Source organism: Rhodococcus jostii NBRC 16295 (assembly GCF_001894825.1).
Classification (GTDB): Bacteria; Actinomycetota; Actinomycetes; order Mycobacteriales; family Mycobacteriaceae; genus Rhodococcus_F; species Rhodococcus_F jostii.
Window position 1 is genome coordinate 38632 of sequence record NZ_BCWY01000062.1, and the last position, 19861, is coordinate 58492.

Annotated in this window: 14 protein-coding genes; 6 read left to right on the forward strand and 8 right to left on the reverse strand. The window is 63.9% G+C overall.

Annotation, left to right across the window (positions count from 1 at the left end; genetic code table 11):
* Position 1: 1 nt before the first annotated feature.
* Genes RJ1_RS31050 through RJ1_RS46895 form a run of 3 tightly spaced genes read right to left on the reverse strand, consistent with a single transcriptional unit; the run spans position 2 to position 6640 of the window.
* Positions 2 to 3604 carry a tubulin-like doman-containing protein gene (locus tag RJ1_RS31050; protein WP_073366345.1) on the reverse strand — a complete coding sequence of 1201 codons (3603 nt, stop codon included), beginning with the start codon at positions 3602 to 3604 and terminating at the stop codon, positions 2 to 4.
* Positions 3605 to 3656: 52 nt separating this feature from the next.
* Positions 3657 to 6293, reverse strand: coding sequence for a vWA domain-containing protein (locus tag RJ1_RS31055; protein ID WP_240320051.1), 2637 nt, complete (start codon positions 6291 to 6293; stop codon positions 3657 to 3659).
* Between the two features lie 47 nt (positions 6294 to 6340).
* Positions 6341 to 6640, reverse strand: coding sequence for a hypothetical protein (locus RJ1_RS46895; RefSeq protein ID WP_143049005.1), 300 nt, complete (start codon positions 6638 to 6640; stop codon positions 6341 to 6343).
* Between the two features lie 607 nt (positions 6641 to 7247).
* Here RJ1_RS46895 and RJ1_RS31060 point away from each other — a divergent pair.
* Both RJ1_RS31060 and RJ1_RS31065 read left to right on the forward strand, forming a co-directional pair.
* Positions 7248 to 8288, forward strand: coding sequence for a hypothetical protein (locus RJ1_RS31060; RefSeq protein WP_143049004.1), 1041 nt, complete (start codon positions 7248 to 7250; stop codon positions 8286 to 8288).
* Positions 8289 to 8645: 357 nt separating this feature from the next.
* Entirely contained in the window at positions 8646 to 9206 is a 561-nt protein-coding gene (locus tag RJ1_RS31065) for a hypothetical protein (RefSeq protein WP_074873296.1), read from the forward strand.
* A gap of 1190 nt (positions 9207 to 10396) precedes the next feature.
* Here RJ1_RS31065 and RJ1_RS31070 read toward each other — a convergent pair.
* From RJ1_RS31070 to RJ1_RS31080, 3 genes are all read right to left on the reverse strand, one after another.
* Positions 10397 to 11317 (reverse strand): HNH endonuclease, encoded by a 921-nt coding sequence (locus RJ1_RS31070; RefSeq protein WP_073366349.1) that lies wholly within the window; start codon positions 11315 to 11317, stop codon positions 10397 to 10399.
* A 238-nt stretch (positions 11318 to 11555) separates the two neighbouring features.
* A complete protein-coding gene (locus RJ1_RS31075) occupies positions 11556 to 12767 on the reverse strand; it encodes a restriction endonuclease (protein ID WP_073366350.1) in 1212 nt (403 codons plus the stop codon).
* 578 nt (positions 12768 to 13345) lie between these two features.
* The gene (locus RJ1_RS31080; RefSeq protein WP_005242781.1) at positions 13346 to 13549 is read right to left on the reverse strand and encodes a cold-shock protein; all 204 of its coding nucleotides are present in this window, start codon (positions 13547 to 13549) and stop codon (positions 13346 to 13348) included.
* A gap of 355 nt (positions 13550 to 13904) precedes the next feature.
* Here RJ1_RS31080 and RJ1_RS31085 point away from each other — a divergent pair, with 355 nt between their 5' ends.
* The 4 genes from RJ1_RS31085 (at position 13905) to RJ1_RS31100 (ending at position 17989) form a co-directional block, all read left to right on the forward strand.
* Positions 13905 to 14963, forward strand: a complete 1059-nt coding sequence (locus RJ1_RS31085) for a hypothetical protein (protein ID WP_073366351.1) — start codon at positions 13905 to 13907, stop codon at positions 14961 to 14963.
* 6 nt (positions 14964 to 14969) lie between these two features.
* Positions 14970 to 15956, forward strand: coding sequence for a hypothetical protein (locus RJ1_RS31090; RefSeq protein ID WP_073366352.1), 987 nt, complete (start codon positions 14970 to 14972; stop codon positions 15954 to 15956).
* An 85-nt stretch (positions 15957 to 16041) separates the two neighbouring features.
* Positions 16042 to 17334 carry an adenylosuccinate synthetase gene (locus tag RJ1_RS31095; RefSeq protein ID WP_073366353.1) on the forward strand — a complete coding sequence of 431 codons (1293 nt, stop codon included), beginning with the start codon at positions 16042 to 16044 and terminating at the stop codon, positions 17332 to 17334.
* A 7-nt stretch (positions 17335 to 17341) separates the two neighbouring features.
* On the forward strand, positions 17342 to 17989 hold the full coding sequence (locus RJ1_RS31100) for an NUDIX hydrolase (protein WP_073366354.1): 648 nt from the start codon (positions 17342 to 17344) through the stop codon (positions 17987 to 17989).
* A gap of 434 nt (positions 17990 to 18423) precedes the next feature.
* On the opposite strand, the gene RJ1_RS31105 is transcribed toward RJ1_RS31100, so the two are convergent.
* Complete coding sequence (locus tag RJ1_RS31105; RefSeq protein ID WP_073366355.1) at positions 18424 to 18852, reverse strand: nitroreductase family deazaflavin-dependent oxidoreductase; 429 nt, start codon at positions 18850 to 18852, stop codon at positions 18424 to 18426.
* Positions 18853 to 19216: 364 nt separating this feature from the next.
* Positions 19217 to 19471, reverse strand: coding sequence for a hypothetical protein (locus tag RJ1_RS31110; RefSeq protein ID WP_073366356.1), 255 nt, complete (start codon positions 19469 to 19471; stop codon positions 19217 to 19219).
* Positions 19472 to 19861: the final 390 nt, after the last annotated feature.

Sequence of the window (19861 nt, forward strand, 5' to 3'; positions counted from 1 at the left end):
GTCAGATCGCTCCTCGTTGGGGGATCTCGAATGCGTCACCAGATGCCGGCCAACTCGATGTGGGCGGCTGCGGCACCCCACTGTCCACACCCACCTTCGGGCGCAACGCAGCCAACGCACACTCGTCGACCAGAGAAATCAGCTTTCCTGTCGCCCAGAACACATCGGGGGCGACGTCCCGGAAGATGGGCGTCTTCGATGCCTGAGCCCGCACCGTAATAGTGGAGAACACCCCACCACCGACAGCTCCCGCCTCTCCGACCGCGCCGCCCGACCCAGGCGGCATGTAGTGCCGACCCGCGAACTCCCGCGACTCCTCCAGCGACAACTTCACCCGCCCGGCCCGTTCCTGCACCGTCACCGATTCGCCGGTCTCCGGGACACTCGATCCCACACCCGTATTCGTCGCACCCGTGCGGAGCCACTCGGTCAGATGCGTGGCCGCCGACAGTCCGAAGATGCCGCTGACCTCGTCCTCCGCCGACCCGTCATAGATTCGCCGCAGTGCCCGGTACGGCAACATCGACGACATCACCGGCGGTTCGTGCGACTGGGCCATCGCCAACAGCACCGATTCGAGGACCGCGGGCAGCCAGTCGTAGTCCGCCGAAAACTCCGACGGCGGTGTCAACAGCGGGTTCGGGAACTCGAGCCACCGCCCGGCCTCCTCATCCCAGATCCGGGCCGGTTCCACGAACGGCGCCTGGGGCAGATGAATGCGGCCGACGATCTGACCGAGAATCCACCCGGCCACCAGCGCCCGACGCTCAGCAACATGCATGGGCAGGGACGCAGCCAGAGGACGAGCCCGCCGCATCGTCCAGAACGCCTTCCGCTGGGACGGCGACGACTCGAGCCATTGGCGCGCCGCCGGCTCGAGGACTGAGTTGTACGCCAACGGAGAATAGTTGGGATACGACCCGAAGATGTCGATCCGCTTGATCTGCTTCTCGTCACTCAGCGCATTCCTGAGGACATCTTTCGTCTTCTCATCGATCCGCGAACCCTCGTCGAGGGCGGCGAGAAGGTCATCACCCACTCGCAACCCGCGGAACGGCACGGACGAGAACTTAAACCGGTACTCCATCTGGCGATCGCCGTGAATAGCCTGCAACGCCTGCTCATTCACACTGGCCAACGGTTTCGCGAGCGAGATCGCCTGCCCGAACTTCGAGACCACATCCCGGTGCCGGCCCGAGAGTTCCGACTCCGCAGCACCCACACCGGTGACGAACTCCTGCAACGACACCGAACAAAACTTATCGAACGACTCACCCGTCCGCGCCACATACCAACGAGCACGCGAGAGCAACTCAGCGGGCCGAGTGTGCACGTCATACTTGGACGGTGACGAGATGATCGACTCCCCGGTCCCGGGATCAGTCGGGAACACCCGAGATCGCCACGTGGCGGTCCGTTCGACGAGCGGCAACTCCTCCCCCGGCGCCCGCGTCCCATCAAGGGTCTGCCACTGCCCCGTGATCACCTGAGCGGCCGCACGGACCACCGCCTCGCCGAACCCGCGTTGATCGACGCTCTGCAGACCCACCGACGCAGGCAAATCGAGCTCGTACCGCTGCTTGAAATCAGCAGAGCTCGTCAACATCACCTCGTTGTTCGCTTCCGCGAACCGACTCGGCACCCGCTCATCGCTGTCCGACGGCCACGCCGCATACTGCGTGGTCTGCAGTCGCGCCAGACCGAGATCACGAGTCTGTTCCAACGACGCCTGACGCAGGAGCGTGTGCGACTCGTTCAATGCAGCGATCAGCGGATCGAAAACCTCCGCCACCATCGCACCCGCCGCAGCACTCAGATGCGCCGACAACGTCGCGTAGATCTGCCGCTCCACCGTCCTACGCGCCCCCTCAATGACGCTCTGAACAATCTCATTGGCGTTGGCGATGTTGCCCCGCAAAGCCGCCAAAGTGGTCCGCACATCCTCCGGCGGAGCGGCGATATCCTGCGGCGCGTACTTGCTGATGTCCTGCGTTGTCGTCAAGATGTCGTTCTGCATGTACTGCGACACCCGCTTGACCAACGCAGTCGCATACGGCAACCCGAGCTCAGCGATCGCCGCCGCGACGACACCCTCGAGCCTGCGCGCGAAGTCCAGATGCCACCGGTAGGCCCACGAGTACGCGGCGCTCTGCGCGCCCGACAGCAACGCGGCACGTCGAACACTCAAAGCGCGGTTCACCTCGGGAACCCAACTCGACGCATTCAGACCGTTACCCGACGGGATGTAGTCACGCAGCTCGCCGTCCACCACCTGCGCCGACAAACCAAGGGCGTCGCTCGACGGAAGGACCGTAGAGGTCACCCAGTTGCCGATATCCAACGGCAAATTCGAACCCGTCGACACCGCCGGCAGACCCAGCCTCCCGCGGATATTGCCCCACTGATTGTCGAGAATCGCACCCGCCTGCTCATCTTCCGACGCCGGATTCCCGATCTGCACATGCCCCCGCAGCAACTTATCCGCGCTGCTCCGCGCCAATCGCTGGGCCGAGTACTCCGCGTACCGGTCGCGGCCCATACTCAGACTCGCGAACCCGAAAGTTCCCCACGGCAACGGATCCCAGATCTCGTTACCCCAACCCAGAAACTCCCGACTGCCGGGCAGGCCACCACCGTTGGTCAAGTCCCACTCGACGAACTGCTGCGTTGCCGACTTGCTCATCATCAACGCCGACAGCCCACGCCCAAGCCCTCGATACACCGCATTCGGGGTGCCGTCTCCGAACAAGGTCCGTTCCGCCCCGACGTACCGGCCCACCGGGAACACCCGCGCAAACGGAATCAGTTCACCTTCACCGTTCTGCTGACCCAGAGCCCGCAGAATCGACACATCGTGCTCCCGAGCAGACCCAGTCTGGCTGGCCACGATCTCCCCGAGCATCGCCAGGGCATTCGCACGCACTCCGGTGGTCGCCGACGCATCCAGCCCATCGAAGATGTCCGGTGCCACCATGAAGACACCCATCAGACGTGGATCGACACCCGGAATCAAGGTCAGGAGTCGGCAGATGTCAAGAGCCATCGACGCGCCGGCCCCGCCAGCCATCGACGACACCACCAGAACCACTGGACGCTCGGCCGAATCGTACTTCCCCGCACCGGGGACATCGAGATCACGCATCTCGGCCTCGGTCTCGACGAGAAACAACTTCTCCCAGGCACGTTGAAGAGATTCACGAACCGTGACAGCCCGACTCAGCGTGATCATCCGGCCCAGGGCGCGGAACTGACCCGCTCCCGTACTGAGCGGCGTGTGCACAGTGGCAGGATTCCGCGGAGCCCACGTCGCGATCGCGTCCAGCTTCTGCTTACCCGCGAACTGCTGACTCATCGCGTTATCGAGAACGTTGTAGCTGTCACTCTGCGGACCGGTACCCACGTACTGGCCGCCCTGGTCACGCACATTCCCCATACCGTCCGGACCCTGCGACGGGGCGGTCGGGACATCGAGATGGATGAACTGCCAACCAGCCGGAATATCGTTCACGCCATGCGCAGCCAGGTCCGACCGTAGCTGATCCATCATGTAGGCCAGCGTGGCTCCACCCGAACCACCGCAACCGACGACGAGAAATCGCCTCATCCGTCACCCTCCACCTTGTTGTCGATCCAGGTTGTCGTTGTCGCCGGTGCCGTCATCGATTGCTTCCACCACGAAAGGGATCGAACGGGTCGGACGGAGCCGCGCCCGGATATCCCGGAAGCGGGGACGAACCCTGCGGAGTTCCACCGAACGGATCGAACGAATCCGCAGGAGGACCCGAAGCTGGCGCGCCAGGCGAACCCGATGCCGGTGTCGCACGCGCGCGCAGATCCGAGAGCACGCCGGGCAACCGACTGCGCATGTCGTCGACCAACCCACTCCGTACCGTTGGCCCTGCATCGTCTCCGACGAGGAGGACCACGGTGGCGGCATCGAACGGACCCGCCGGGTCGTGGAGCACGAACCAGGTGTTGTGCACGGCCAGAGGCAACCTCGCATGTGGTCGCGGCCCGGACGTCGACGGAGAGGATCCGGATGCCCCGGCTCGCACACCGGACTCAACCACCACGAACCCGGCACCGACGGGCGAGCGACCAACGCGAGTCCTCAACACGAGGCCGCCGATGTCGAGCTGCCGCGCCGGCGAATCGAGCCCCCGAACCACCTCGATGAGATCTCGATCGGTAAGCGCGAACGGCCTCCCATCGCGAAGAACGGTGCTCCCCGACACGGTGACGGGGAACTGCTGCGCCTTGAGCGTGCGCGCCGGTATGCGCGAAGTGAACCACTTCCCGCCGTACAACAGCAGCAGCGGAATTCCCGGGCCGAGCAGCAGTGCCACGATCAGCGCAAGAATGAAGTTGCCCTTATCCAACGGCTTTTCAAGCGCTGCGGTGAAGGGCACGTCGACGGCAAGCGCTCGATCCAGCTCACCTGCAGGCGCAACCATCAACGTGACTAACCCATTGACGACACCGTTGACCGAGTTCGGAACTGACAAAGACACAGGAATCGACCCGGTCTGTCCTTCTTCGACCTGCACACATTCGGCGGCAGCGGCGATCGAGGAGGCGACAGTAATGCTGCCGGCCCCATCCGGCGACGCCAGCACCGACGCCGGAGGTGAACCGGGAAGCCACACACACCCGGGCCCGGCAACAGGCACATCAGCACCAAATTGTCCGGAACCTTCGAGCGTGCCGAAGTCGATCTTCGAGGGCAGCGTGGGATAACCGATGGGCGGAGCAATCGCGAGCGGAATATCCACCGACTGCGGCGCCAGCGGCGTACCGGGTTCGGTCTGCCCCGACACCGTCAACGCATCAGCCGTGGTGACATCCAACGTGAGGCGAAGTGTCGCTCGACCCGCCGGCACATCGGTGAGGTCGAGGGCCACCGGCTGGTCGATGCCATCCTTCGGAATGCCAGCCGCAACTGTGCGCTGTTGACCATCCTGTCCGATCAGGACCACCGACAGAGAAGCCCTACCAAGCAACGATTCCGGATCGATTTCGGAGCGCGCGGAATCGACGATCGCAAGGTCCACCGGCACCGACGGCTCGCCGCTGTGAATGGCGACGGTGTGCTGCACCTTCCACGCCGGGAAAAGATTGCCCGAGATGTGGATGTTCGACTTAGACCGCGCAGACGACGAGCCGGCAGGGTCGACAAAGACCAAGGACCACAATCCCTGCCACTGCGGCGCCGACGCATTCGACATCTCGATCGAAATTGTCCGGGCCGACTGCCACCGGTAGTCGATGTTGACGCCACCGACATCGGTTCGCCCCTCCTGACTGGTGTCCGGCAAAGGAACCTGATCGCCGAGCGGCGAAACCAGGGTGGGAACCAAACCCTCCATATCGGCGGACCCGAGCACCGCGACGCCGCCGATCGACCGGTCCAACACGAAACGGTGCTTACCCTCCTCACACACGCTCTGAGCGCAGACCCCAGCCTCCCGGCTCAACGGTGACTGCCCCGGAGTGCTGAACGCATCGAAAGCGAACAACAACTCATCGATGTTCTGCGCCAGGAAGAAGTCGCCCGGGCTCGGCGACGAGATCGCCCCACATGTCGTGGCACCCGACGGCTCACCCGTCGCGATCGACCTCATCACGTCGAAATCTGCAGGCGACGCCGTCCCCGCGGCGAGACCAATACCGAAAAGTACGACACCGGACGAACGCAATTGGTCGGCGACGCCACCGGGGCGGCAGATCGATTCCGTCGCGGTCCCCACCACCTGATCTACCCCGGCCTGAGAGTCGAGGGATGTGTCCGGAGCATAGGGTTTGCGTGTATCCCCGCGTGACGTGAAATCGATCTTTCCATCCGAGAACCACGCGACGGCCTGACACGACCCAGCTCCCTCGACGCCCGCGGTGCGGGCAGCAAGGGTCTCGCGCGCCCCGTCCAAAGCCAACCAGTAATCGGTATCAATACCCTGGTTCCGAGCGCGGAATCCGTCCAGCGCCTCGTTGATGGCAGGCAACGTCCCGCCGTCGAGCGCAGTCCAGTCAAGGTCGACCGAATACGTATCGGCGAACCCTGCGACGGCGACATTCAAATCGACGCCGGACGACTTCTCGAATGCGGCAAGCTGTCCAACCAGGTACTCAGCCGATGTAACCCGCGCCGCACCAGGGTCGGACGTCTGCAAACTGGAAGATTCGTCGATCATCACCAGCAAGTCGCCAGAACGCTGAGACGCCAGACAAGCACCGAAGTCGGTAACCGCGGAGCCCGATGGAGCAGCAGCGGCTGTCAACGGATTGACAAAACCCACGCTAGCAGCGCTAGCGAGGAGCACAGCCGTCACCCGCGTCGAAATCCTCACAGCCGGCCCACCCAATTCGCAACTCGCAACGCGCCGACGACGATTCCTACTCCTGCCACCGCCAGCACACCCCAATACGCAGCAGTGATCCATGTCGGCTGCATGTACACCGGGAGAGCCCGACGTTTCGTGTCCAGCAACGTGAAGGCCGACAACACCCCGATCGCGCCCGGGCCAGCCAGAGCCCAGCCAGTAAGGGCCAGCGGACCAGAACCACCTGCCAGGACACCGAGCACAACACCAAGTACGGCGACCGCTCCGGCGACCGCGAGGAGCCCGGTAGGCGGGGTCGCCACCGCCAGACCACGTCCACCACCGGAGGCACTGGGACCCGCGCCACCAGCGCTGGGTGTGAATGATGGCGGGACCGGTGACCCACCACGGTAGGAGGGCGACCGGGCAGCGAAGGGATCGGAAGCGAACGGGTCCGAGGGTGAGGTCACCGTGACGTCTCCTGAGAACGCGAAAATGGGCGCGACGGCCCCTGACCAGGCCTGTAAGTCATCCTCGCACAGATACTTCGGCAATCATGTTCGACACTCGCTCCCCCTGAAAGTAGAAAATTGCCGTCAGTATTTCACCAGTCGCGGACTTGCACAGTCAGTCATTCAAACGACAGAGACCGCAACGAACGAGCCGTGAACCAGTGCCGATCAATGGTCAGCATCGAAAACCAAATGACCACAACCTCCGCACCCGCTGCTCATTCGTCGGGAAACCGCTCGACACTGACCACCTCAGCACACGTCGACCGCCGGAACCCGTGGGCCGCCGACTTGTCATCGCTCGACGAAACCACCGTCCCCACGAGCTCCCGCCGCCACCCCTGCATCGACAGGTACAACATGCGTGGGCAGGAAACCCAGCGAAGACCTCAGCTGCCTCCCCTCGTACCATTCGCGCATGGTGGTAACAGATGCGCCCAGTGATGCTCTCGTACCTAGATGGTCGGGCGACGTCGACGTGGCAAGGTGGGCGATTGGCCAGGGGTACGGCGACCGGACGTATCCGTTCAACCGGGACGGCTTGACGCAGTTCAAGACCGAGTTCCCAACCGAGCGGAGCGGTCTCTACCTGTTCGAGTGCACCAACCATGACATCTACATCGGCATCGCGAAGGATGTCGCCCAGCGCCTACCGCACCACCTCAAGAAGCACCCCGACGTGCAGGTCTTCCGCTTCCTTCCGCATCCCGGGGGCGAACCGGAGCGGCGCAAGGTCGAACGGCAACTGGTCCGCGACGCGCAACTCGCTGGGCTGATCGTCCGCAACCGTGAACACGCCAGCGGCCACGTCGGACCGTCGACGCTCGACGCACTCATCACCGAGGACGAACAGCATGCCTGGCTGCTCGATCCGATCGGGCTCAACGCCCTCGACCAGTCCCCACTGATCGAACTGGATCCCAGTCAACTCGCCGCCCATGACGGTGACTTCCGACGCCTCCAAGAACACCCTCGCTATACCGAGATCGTCGAGGCCCTCGGCGTCTATGCCGCTCAGTGCATTCCGCTCCCACGCCGCACCGAAGCGACCTTCTGGACCGTGAGCTGCTTCCCCAGCTCCAACCGAAGACGAATCTTCTGCGTCTCGATGGCAGCCCTGGAGACGTTCTACATCGCGGCCTCCGATGAGACTGACACCATTGGAGCTGCATTCTTCGTCGACAAACGTCATCTTCCGACCGGCAGGTGGGGCCGGGCCCTCCTCGCCGCACGCGGAGTGATGTTCGACGACGACTACACGCACAAATCAGGTGGCGCGTTCGAGCAATGCCTATACATCGACGACATCCGCCATCTTCGCTCGGGCTTGAAGTCGAAGCACGTCCGCGCTGCCGCCGCAGCATTCAATCTCGACCTGATGCGCAAACGCCAATCCGCCTACAAGCCTTCACACTGCAGACAACTCGCCGCGACCGCACTCGAAACCACCGGCCCATAGACGACATCAGCGACCCCCGTTCCGACTCCACCCCGACACCGCGCCCACCAGACCAGCCGACAGAAAGAACCTGGCTTCCCACATGCCCGGCAGCCCGGCTCGGGAATCCCCTGGTAGGAGTCCCACCCTGGAAGCCACAAGCGGCGCCCATCCTCGTCGAACCACTCCTCGCCTCATGCGAAATCTCGAAAGGACATCCGCCGCAGGTAGATCGGCTGAATGACATTCGGCTGAATGACTAGCCCGAAGGACCTTGAGGAATCACACTGGATCACAGCGCGGTGCCGACCCTGCGATGCCTCACTAACTGACAGCACCATCGCGACCGTGTTCACACTTGCGTGAATCCCACCTCAGTTGAAGGACGACACCACGTGTCATGCGCTTATCCCTCACCCACCGAAGACAACTATCAAGCTGAAGGATTTCTCCGACCTCGGACTCGCGGTCGAGGTGGCACGCAGCTACCTCCACGCCGCGATCGCGCAGCCCAAGGACACGATCGTTGACAGTTGGTCGATCAGCTACCTGCCCTCGACCGGGGCAGGCCGGCGTTTGTTCACCATCAATGTCGGCGCCGTCGAGGGCGCGCACATGTCAACAATCACCGAAAACGGTGTCGCGGACGGCTACATCATGACGGTGTACGTCGGCGGTGGCACTCTCGAGACAGCATCGGGACTGTCCCTATCCGAACTGATGCAGAGGTTCGAGGACGACGTGTTCTTCAGCAACGCCACTCACACAAAGTTCAAACGTCGCGCGGTCAGCCTATCCACGGAGGTGTCCGCGTCAAACGTGGCATTCCCGGCTGACCTGCCCTGGCAGCAAGCAGCAGCCGCCCTCGCCGATCAGCTTCTGGACGAAAGCAAATGCCTGTACTCGCGATACCACAATGCGCGGCTGGGTTCGAAATAGTCCGATGCGGCGTAGAAGACCCGATCCCAGCCACGTCAACGCGAACTCATGCAATGGTGGACACATTGCAAGGTGTTCCTGCTCGAACGGTGTTCGAATCGATTCCGTCCACAGCGGAATATAGCCAGCGGAGACAAGATCGCGCTCATGATCACGTATCTCACGAGCCCAGCCGCTCCCCGCTGACGCAGCTAGCACCAATCTTGCATCGGTTCCGACGAGCCCGACGTGCAGTTCTCGACCTTGGACCGCGAGCACCCGCAGATCCAGAATCCCTTGTACCTCAATGTATGATTCGTAGCTTGGAAGCAGAACTTCGACGACGGTGCGACTCGTCGGGAAGATCGCTCCAATCGCCATTTCGGCATGACTGTCCAGAAAGACAACTGGAACACCATCGAGGCCAATCCGAAATCTGACTATTCCCAGAGGGTGCGCATACCGTCCCCCAGGACTGCCAAGTGCCTTCAGAACTTGCGCCTCAAGGAACGCCTGAGCTCCAGCTGCCGGCCGTATCGGACCCGCGCCAACGCCAGAGGACTTTAGATACTGAAAAGACTCGCCTGTGTATGAACAGAACCGGTGAAGTGAACCGGACAAGAACCCGCCAGCAGGCATGTAACCCATCCCGGATACCGCCGCCCTCGACATCCGCAAATGATCGATTCAACAACGGACAACGAGCAGAACGGTAGGTGGAGCGCAGCTTCTTCATCCCATACGCGGTGCAGTAAGGGGCGGACTGCACCGGGAACGGCTTCCTATACAAGCCAACTCATACTGTTGCAGCGGTCCATGACTGGCGCAACTCACCACGCCGCAATTTCCATTCTCGGTCGGAGCGTCATCTGTCTCCATCCGTGCGCCGAGGATCCCCCGCGTCCCTGCGAGCGGGCGCCCCAATTCGTCCCAGACGCCGCCTCGGGACGGCGGAATCATCGACGTCACGATCCCGGCATGAGAAGCGGGGTAGAACGCATCAACCAGCCATCCCTCAGTGGATTCTTCTGCGGCGCGCCATGTGGTCGTTGAACCCAACCCACTCTCGCAGCAGCAGGCGCCTTCCAATCGGCGTGCACTCGGGTGACGTGATCTTTGGCATTCGCGAACCCCATTCAACAACCCCGTCGCAGGACTCCCTGTCAGCTCCCAGTAGAGAATCCGATCAACTCGCGCGACTCGGAAATCGCTCACCACAACTGGGTAGCGGCATCAAAGTGCTCTCGCAATGCCGCCAGATCGGGCCCGGGAACAATCGGTGCGCCACACAGTTCGCGGTACTGCGGGTACCGATCCAACGCGGGATGCGTCACAACAACCAACTTCTCGGGATCGACCGCGATTCGTCCCGCATCGAACAGCTTGTGGATGTCGGATCGCAACAAGATCCCGCCTTTGAGATCGTGTTTCTCGTGTTCGGCAAACCCACGAATGTGGGCTGCCTCGAGACTCTCAGCCGGACACGGTCCTGTCATCGCGCAGACCAATCCATATGTCCGCAGCAATTCTTTGCGGAACTTGCTTTGTCCTAGCCTAGTTCGACCGATCGCCTCACGGTGGCCGCCGGGGATCTGCGGAGGAGGACTCGGATCCGGCGCGGCGCCAACCGCGGGGACCTCCACGGAGATCCGGTTGAGCAATTGCTCGAGGCCATCAATCTCGCACGGCCGTATCGCGTTCTGCGCCACCCCACCTAGCAGCGGCTCCAGCTCTTCATACATGATCGCACCGTCCAGAGCTTGCCAACCCTGTCCGTAGGTCGCGACGTACTCGGTCACGGGCTCGCTGCGTTTGACAGGAGCGGCGAACTCGCCCTTGCAGTGCCGACACACGTACACGCCCCTACCCTTGCGGTGCTCGACACCGGTCCTGTCGCACTGCGGGCATCGAGAACGCATTTTCGTCGCCGGCGCCTGATGAATGTTATCGAGACGCGAAATTCCGAGAACCAGATTCTCGTCGCGGACGACGACAAGATCGCCTGGCGCGACCTGCAGTCTGTAGGCGACCCCGCTGTCGTACACGTAGTGCGATCCAAGGACGTCATGGTAACCATCGTTGCTCTGCCAACTACGCTCGCCCGATACCGACAAGAACACCCACGCCTGCATTGATCCCCCTCTGAAAAGTCGACAACTTGTCCCCTGCGACGCGTAGCTTACGGTCCCGCCCCTGACATTCCGATCAAGTTTCAGCACGTGCCCTACCCGGTTGCTGATCGGGGGAGCCCCCAACAAGACTGACCGACCGGCTACCCTCGCGTAGCCGGTGCGGTCAGTGCGTTTCGTTGACGGACGGCATTGCATCGCTGGCGCCGAACCCAGAGTCGATCGTTCGGCATTCGACTCGCTACACGAGGACCGCGGCCGAACCGCTGGTGAATTGGTTCTCAAGCCATGCACGCACGGCATTCGCATCTCCGTATCCGTGCTCACGCAGGATGTCCACCACGTCCTGACCACAGATCATCGCAATCGGATGCCCGTCCTCCCGTACTTCGTTGTAAACCTGATCGTTGAAGTACGACAGGGTCACGAAGACACCGAAGTTCCGGTGCCGCAGCCGAGAAACCAGGCGGCTGACGTCTCGCACTCCCACCGACGTCGTCGGTGCGTAACACTTCGCCTCCAAAACGAAGTCAACCGCAACGCGGTCCGCGAGTGGACCGAGCAAATACTCCCCGATAGCGTCACGACCACCGTCGCGGCTAGGTCGGGTGACATCACATCGCCCTGTCGCGGGAGCGATGAGTCGCCAGATCGCGACGGCGCACTCTTCGAACGCGTGTGGGCGGCCTTCGAAGAATTGGTGGATGGTCCGCAGCATCGCGATACCGGCAGGGTCGGATGGCAGTTGCTCGGATTTCTTCCGCACGACTGTGGTCGACGGTGCAGCCAGCACTTTGTACGCGCGGCCTTCGACCCAGTCACGCCACGCCTCGGGGCAATCCCCGGACGTCGTGTCCGCACCTTGCACAAGGTCGTTGATCCAGCTGCGTGGAATCGTTGCTGCATCGAGAACAGTGAACCGGGCACGGTAGTTCTGAAACCGGCTTCCGCCCTGGCTTCGCCAGATGGCGGCGAGTTCATCATCGGAGGTCAACGTCGCCGACCCTGGCGCCAGCAACCCTCGGAACCGGACAGCCCGGCCAGGAGCAGCCCGCTCGAACAACAGAAACGGCGGCACCCGCAGCCGATCTGCCGGAGAACCATGAGCAGCCTCGAACGCATCCCGCAGCAGAAGGTTGCCACCACGCTTCGTTGTATGCAGTTCGTGACCGGGGCTGCGATTGTCGCCGTAGTAGGTCAGCATGCCGGTCTGCGGATCGAGCGAGTCCGGCCAATCGGACTCCGCTCCGCTGGTGTACAGCGCCGACAGCTTGACCGTCTGCTTCCATGGCGATCCGGTGTGCCTGAAACCGCCCATGTTGCCGACGGGGAGCAAGCGCTGCAGCGGGTCGTCGTTGATGTTTCCGCTCGTTCCCGCCAGATACACGGCGTCGACGTGCAGGTCGGCGTTTGACAGTGCGTCGAACGGAATGGTGTGGTCGGCATCCGGCATGAATCAGGACCCTAAACGACGGTACCGACGCGCTAGGTTGGCGGGCATGTCACAACGGTTCGAGCAATGAACGGCCACTCCCGCCGCCGCTTTTGAGGGGTTTGTTGGGTCCATCCACAAGCGCATGCTAGACGTGTCGAGGACGAACCTCGCTACGCGATCAACTACCCGATCATTGGAGCTACTCGGATCGGCCGGGCCTTCCGCCTGCTCAACCAATGCAGTCAGTCTCTGCATGCGGTTTGACGACAAGTTCATCGAATCCCAACGACTCCGTTTCCCGCGGCCACTTCGCTTGAGCATCGCGCAAACAGCCAAGGTGATGCACCGTGCATCACGACTTCCGCAAATATATGCAGATTCGGGCCGACACCAAACCAGTTGCTCCGCCCACCGCGTACCGATGGCCCAACTCTCCACCGATGTCGGTCGCCCCTGGTGATCCTGACCCATGCCTTCAGTCTGCCCACGCGGGGACGGGTCGCGGGCCCCCTCGCTGAGGCTCTACCCGCGCGGGGACCGATCCGATAAAAAAATGGGGACCGCACTCACCGGATGCGGTCCCCACATTGCACTGGTCAGACAGAGCGCACGTTCGTGGCCTGCGGGCCCTTCTGCCCCTGACCGACCTCGAACTCCACACGCTGATTCTCATCGAGCGACTTGAAACCGCTGCCCGAGATTTCCGAGTAGTGCACGAAAACGTCCGGAGTTCCGTCGTCGGGTGCGATGAAACCGAAGCCCTTCTCACCGTTGAACCACTTCACAATGCCCTGCGCCATGCCGATACTCCCTCAATCTCGATCCGGACCCTCACATCGAGGTTCCGATCTCGATGACGTGATCCTGCCATCCTCGATGTAGTCGCGAAGACCGCGCACCGTATTCGCGTCGACCTACGACCGGTCGTCGATGCACCATCAAGGACCTTTCGTGGCGGACTGATGGTGTCGCTGTCGCACGTGACCGGGTCGTGAACACTAACCGGGAACGTCGCCGGGAGTGGGCGGGGATCGCGGCGACGCACTCGTGGGTTCCGCCGACATAGGTGGCATCGATCGACATTGCTTTGCACCGATCGCAGTGGGGGGATTGCAAATCCTTGTTTTAGTCTTCTAGACTAAAACCATGGAAGCGATGACGGAGGCACTCGACGTCGTCGGTGCGGCAATCGTGCCGAGCGACCTGTTCGGCCCAATCAGCCTCGACCCGACGGCTCAGCGCGCTGCCCGTCGGCGGTTCCGCCGCCTGTCGGTTCTGATTCACCCGGATCGGGTTGATCCCGCGTACGCCGCCCGCGCCGCAGCGGCATTCACACACGTGACCGACCTGTACCGCCGCTGGCAAGCTGCTGCGTCCAGCACGAATTCGGCCATGGCGATCGTGTTGGACGGCAGTTGCGGATCCTATCGACTCAAGGTGCGGCATGCCCGTGGTTCGATCGCCGACCTGCACCATGCCACCGATGTCGGCGGCGCGGGCGTGGTGATCAAGGTTCCCCGCAGTGTCGCCTCGAACACACTGATCGATGCGGAACGGGCCGCGCTCACGGAGATCGCGGCGTCCGCCGGGGGCGGGAATGAGTGGTTGCGCGTGTACTTCCCGCAACTGATCGACCACTTCACCCACGCCGACCCTGTGACCGGCGCCCGGCGGCAGGTGAATGTGCTGGACTCGCTGACCACTGGATTCGTCACCCTCGGCGAGGTGCGGGCCGCGCACCCGGATGGGCTCGATCCGCGGGATTGGGTGTGGATGCACCGGCGCCTGCTCCGGGCTCTTGCCGCCGCCCATCGCGCCGGGTGGGTACACACCGCGGTAACGGCGGACAACGTGCTCATTCACCCTGAACGGCATGGGGTGGTGCTGGCCGGGTGGTCGTTCGCCACCCGCCCAGGCACGGCGCCGCTGGCGACGATCCCTTCTCTGCGGGATCACTATCCACCCGAGAGTTCCACCGGCTCCACCGCTACCCCAGCCTGGGATGTGTTCATGGCCCATCGGTTGATGCTGACCATGCTCTCCGACATCGCCCCCGCCCGCCTGCGCGGGTTCGCCCGGGGATGCATGCAACCACAACCGAGTCTGCGACCTGACGCCGTCGATCTGCTCGACGAGTTCGACGACCTGCTCGACACGCTCTACGGGCGGCGACGCTTCCGCCCGCTCACCATGCCCACCACGAAAGGACAGTGATCCACCATGGGATACGGCAAGTGGGATGACGACACCTACACCGCAGCCAAGACGTTCCGCGCCGCCCGCGGCGTCGACGACTTCGGCTACACCAGCGCCCTCTACGCACGACCGAGAGACCAGTGGAAGGCCGACCCGACCCTGGACCCGCTGGGTGTGACCGTGCGGGAATGCCGGGATTCGGCCGGGCACCCCGAGTCGCTACCGATCGCCGTGCTCTTCGACGTCACCGGTTCGATGGGCACGGTACCGCGAATCATGCAGGACAAGCTCCGCAAACTGCACGGGCTACTGCAGCGCAAGGGGTATGCCGACGACCCGCAGATCCTGTTCGGCGGCATCGGGGACGCCGACTCCGACCGAGTGCCCCTGCAGGTCGGTCAATTCGAGTCCGGCAACGCCATGGACGAGCAACTCCGCACCATCTTCCTCGAAGGCAACGGCGGCGGGCAGAAGTCCGAAAGCTACGAGCTGGCGGCATATTTCATGGCGCGGCACACCGCCACCGACGCGTGGGACAAACGCGGCCACAAGGGCTACCTGTTCATCATCGGCGACGAGCTGAACAAGGCCCGACTGTCGGCCCGGCACGTGCGCGCGGTGATCGGTGACAACCTCGACCGCGATGTCACCGTCGAGTCGGTGTACCGGGAACTCGAACGCCGCTGGAACGTCTACTTCGTACTGCCGAATCAGTCGGCGTACTACCACGATCCCGGAATCGCGGAGCACTGGCAGCACCTGCTCGGGGAACGGTTCCTGAAGCTGGACGACCCGGGTGCGGTGTGCGAGCTGATCGCGCTGACCGTCGGCATCGGCGAGGACCGCATCGACCTCGGAGAGGGTCTGGCGGACCTGCGCGACATCGGCTCTGCCGCCGAAGCGGACACCGTCGGTCACGCCCTCGCCGTCCTCAGTGCGGCGCGGGCCCCTGTCACGGTGAGCCCACTGCCGATCGACCCGGCCGGCAGCGACGACGTGTCCTTCACCTGACACCTCTTCGGGAGGCGGGACTCTTGATCCCCCACACCGGGTGCGAGCCCCGTCTCCCGACTCCCCCTCTACGACAGGAGATCCCATGACCACGGTGTTCGGTGACCGCGACATCATCGTCGTCGACCTGGGCTTCGGCGACGCCGGCAAGGGCGCCACCGTCGACTGGCTCTGCTCACCGAACGCCGACCTCGACGTCGCAGCCGTCGTCCGATTCAACGGCGGCGCACAGGCCGCACACAACGTCGTAGTCGACGGTCGCCACCACACCTTTTCCCAGTTCGGGTCCGGGACCTTCTCCGCCGTTCCCACCGTGCTGTCGCGGCATGTCCTCGTCGAACCCATCGCCCTCGCCGCCGAGGCCCGCGCCCTCGCCGGGCTGGGCGTGCCGAATCCGCTCCAATTACTGCACATCGACGCCCACGCGCTACTGACCACACCGATCCACGTGGCCGCCAACCGCGCCCGCGAGGATGCCCGCGGCGACGACAGGCACGGATCCTGCGGCAAGGGCATCGGCGAGACCGCCGCCTACGCACTCGACCACCCCGACGCACCCACCATCGGGGACTGCCACCGCCCAGCGGTTCTGCGCGCCAAACTCGCCGCGATGGAAGAACACTACCGGGACCTGCTCTCCCCCAGCATCCACCGGTCGCCCGACCTCGACGACATGGTCACGATGTACTCCGAATTCGCGGCCGCTGTCCGGATCACCGACGACGGTGATCTCGCCGCCCTCGCGAACAGTGGCCGCGTGGTTTTCGAGGGAGCCCAGGGAGTGCTACTCGACGAGTGGCGCGGATTCCACCCGCACACCACCTGGTCCACCGTGGAACCGACCAACGCCCACGCACTCTCCACCGAACACGGCCACGACAGCCACGTCCTCGGCATCACCCGCACCTACACCACCCGACACGGCGCAGGACCGATGCCCACCGAGAACCCGACACTCGGCGCGGTCCTACCCGAACAGCACAACGACACCGGCAGCTACCAGGGCACCTTCCGGATCGGAGACCTCGACGAAGTACTGCTCCGGTACGCGACAGACGTCTGCGGCGGCGTGGACAGTCTCGCCGTCACCCACCTCGACGCGGTGACCCGCGCCGCAGCCGCCGGAATCCCCCTCCGGAGCGCACGCCGGTACCCCGGCGTCGGCCACCTGCTACCGCTCGGGCCGTGGCAGGACCTCACACATCAACAACACCTCACCGGCATCCTGGCCGCACTTACTCCCGATACCGTCGAGCTGCCGACACATCCGGCAGACGTCGCGGCGCACCTCGGATCGCTGGTCAGTGCACCGGTCGTGCTCACCTCCGACGGCCCCAGCCGGGCCGCCCGCCGCGTCCGCGAGCCCGCTGCCGCATGATCACCATATGGAACAGTCATCCGTCTCCGTCGACGTGATCGCACTCCGGTTCGGCAACCCGGAACCCGGCGCGCTGCGCTACGGCGTCGCGCCCCGCCGCTGGGAGCCGTACACCGGGCAGACCGCCTTGCCCGGTGTCCTGCTCGGCGCCGGTGAACGCCTCGACACGGCAGCCCGCCGCGCCGTCACCACCAAGCTCGGTCTCCCGGACGACGCGATCCTGGCGGCGGGACAACTCGCGGTGTTCGACGAACCCAGTCGCGACCCACGCGGGCCGACCCTGTCCATCGCCATGTGGGCCGTCATCACCCCCGACAACATCACCACCGACCCCTCCGCCGCGACACTGTGGCGCGGCTTCGACGAAGGCGGCGACCTCGCCTTCGACCACGACCGCATCGTCGCCGAAGCACGCCGCATACTCGACACCAGCCTCCTCTGGCGGAACACAACATTCACCCGGGCCCTCCTCGGCCCAGAATTCCCCGCCACCCACGCCGTCGCCGTCACTACTGCACTCGCCGGCAGCCGCCCCGATCAAGGCAATCTCAATCGCACGCTCAAGGCAATACCGGGACTCGAACGCACCGACGAGCGCGTCCGCGTGCAGGCCACCGGCCGCCCCGCAGTCGTATGGCGTTGGACCACAACATAAGCGACACCCACCCACCCACGCGGACACCGTGGCACGAGCGCACCCTTATTGCTCCCCGCCCTGCTGACCTCGATTGCCGACGCGCGGTTGCACGCAGCGGAGAGCTCGGGTCACAGCTGTGCGAGATCACGCACGGATTCAGCAGGATCCACGGGATCGAGGAACGCAACGTTCACGTCACGACGATCGCACAGGTGTCCGCGTATCCCGCTGATGTCCGGTGAAGTGATCAACCATTCCCGGTCCCGACACGAGCACACCTCTTTCGTGCTCAGCAGGCACAAGCGCGGCCGCGCGCCCGACCACGACGCCGCAGAAGTGTCAGCGACGCCACCGTGACTCGCTAGTTGGCTTCTCTGCGGCCAACCATCGGGAACGATGCACCCGACCGATCAAACCGCCCGGGTGCTCCGCCCGGCCGGACCCTGTCGATCTCACCTGCGGCGCAGCACCAGCACAGGGATCGTCCGGATGCCGGCAGTCTTCTCCGCGTACTCAACGAAACCGGGATACCGACGGCCCTGCTCGGCGTAGATGCGATCCCGTTCGTGACCGGTCACCTCGTCCACTGTCACCGGGTAGTGCTCGGTGCCACGTTCGATCTCTGCCTCGCCGGCGGTGACGAGGTTGTAGTACCAGTCGGGATTGGTCGGGGCGCCGGCTTTGGAGGCGAAGATGTACATCGTGTCCGGATCTTGCTCATCGGGCAGATACATCATCGGGTTCACTCGATCGCGCCCAGTCTTACGGCCTCGGTGGTGAACCAGCACCATCGGTGCGCCCTCGAATGGGCCGCCAACGCGGCCCTGGTTTGCCCGGAATTCAGCGATGATGTTCGCGTTCCAATCGTCGGCGCTGCTCATCCTGTGCATTCTGCTCGTCGGACGCAGGATCGGTCAGCATTTCCGGTCGACGGGGTTGCCTCCGTGTCGCACTCGTTCCCGTCGGGCCGCGCTCAGCACATCCCGGCGCCCCACAGCTGTCCATATTCTCGTGGTCGTGAACCATCCACTGTGGCACCACGAGCCATAGCGGTGCAGCTGCAAGCCTCAGTCGACCAACGGATCTCCCACTCGTATTCGTGAGTGGGCCGGTGAAAGCAGATCTCGAGGTTGGCTGATAGGGGTGAGTGAAGACGTCGGAACGATGCCCGATCGCACGTTCACAATGACCTTGGGGAATCGCCGGCGCGAAGGTTCCCGGCCACCAGGTCACCGGTGCCGCCCCCTACCCGGATTCACCTGTGCCGATATCGACCGTGAGGTCCTCGGTGTCGGCGAAGACCAGACGCCCGTCGTCAAGGGCGACCGCCCACCGATGCACGGGTGCCCAATCGTGGCCGCGTTCAGCAGTGTCGGTCAGTTCGGCGTAGTCCTCGACGATCACGCCGGTCGCCGCCTCAGCCTGCCTACGCACCGACACCCGGGTGCCCACGCTCAACGCATCAGCTGACGCCGACTTCTTCTCGCTCTCGTCCCGCATGGACTGCACCCTTTCTCGGCACCCCCCGGAGCATAAGCATGACGCTTCCGCGCCCACCAGACGAATTCACGCCGCCGGACGGTTAGTGCCCTGGCCATGTGGGATCACAGGCACTCCCGGCCGCGCATGTCGTAGCTGGCATGCGGGGCGGGTAGCTCGCGGATCGATGCACAGCGGGCTCGACGGCCCCGGTGGCAGCCAGGGCAACGACCAGCGCCTTCGCCTGGTCGGAGGGGCGTTCCGCTCGCTGGCAAGGCATCAGATGGCCGCGGGCGGCACCTCGCGCATCTAAATGACAGTGAAAAGTCCGGGTGGGCGGATCAGAGTCGGTTTACCGGTGTCATCGAGCGGGAGACGTCTCGTCGATAAGCGAATCGACCAGGTCCGCGG

Bases quoted from the DNA above. Each gene is read 5' to 3' on its own strand.
- RJ1_RS31095 (WP_073366353.1), top strand. From the start codon at position 16,042: ATGACCACGGTGTTCGGTGACCGCGACATCATCGTCGTCGACCTGGGC.
- RJ1_RS31060 (WP_143049004.1), top strand. From the start codon at position 7,248: ATGGTGGTAACAGATGCGCCCAGTGATGCTCTCGTACCTAGATGGTCG.
- RJ1_RS31080 (WP_005242781.1), bottom strand. From the start codon at position 13,549: ATGGCGCAGGGCATTGTGAAGTGGTTCAACGGTGAGAAGGGCTTCGGT.
- RJ1_RS31110 (WP_073366356.1), bottom strand. From the start codon at position 19,471: ATGCGGGACGAGAGCGAGAAGAAGTCGGCGTCAGCTGATGCGTTGAGC.
- RJ1_RS31075 (WP_073366350.1), bottom strand. From the start codon at position 12,767: ATGCCGGATGCCGACCACACCATTCCGTTCGACGCACTGTCAAACGCC.
- RJ1_RS31105 (WP_073366355.1), bottom strand. From the start codon at position 18,852: ATGAGCAGCGCCGACGATTGGAACGCGAACATCATCGCTGAATTCCGG.
- RJ1_RS31100 (WP_073366354.1), top strand. From the start codon at position 17,342: ATGGAACAGTCATCCGTCTCCGTCGACGTGATCGCACTCCGGTTCGGC.
- RJ1_RS31090 (WP_073366352.1), top strand. From the start codon at position 14,970: ATGGGATACGGCAAGTGGGATGACGACACCTACACCGCAGCCAAGACG.
- RJ1_RS31070 (WP_073366349.1), bottom strand. From the start codon at position 11,317: ATGCAGGCGTGGGTGTTCTTGTCGGTATCGGGCGAGCGTAGTTGGCAG.
- RJ1_RS31085 (WP_073366351.1), top strand. From the start codon at position 13,905: ATGACGGAGGCACTCGACGTCGTCGGTGCGGCAATCGTGCCGAGCGAC.
- RJ1_RS31050 (WP_073366345.1), bottom strand. From the start codon at position 3,604: ATGAGGCGATTTCTCGTCGTCGGTTGCGGTGGTTCGGGTGGAGCCACG.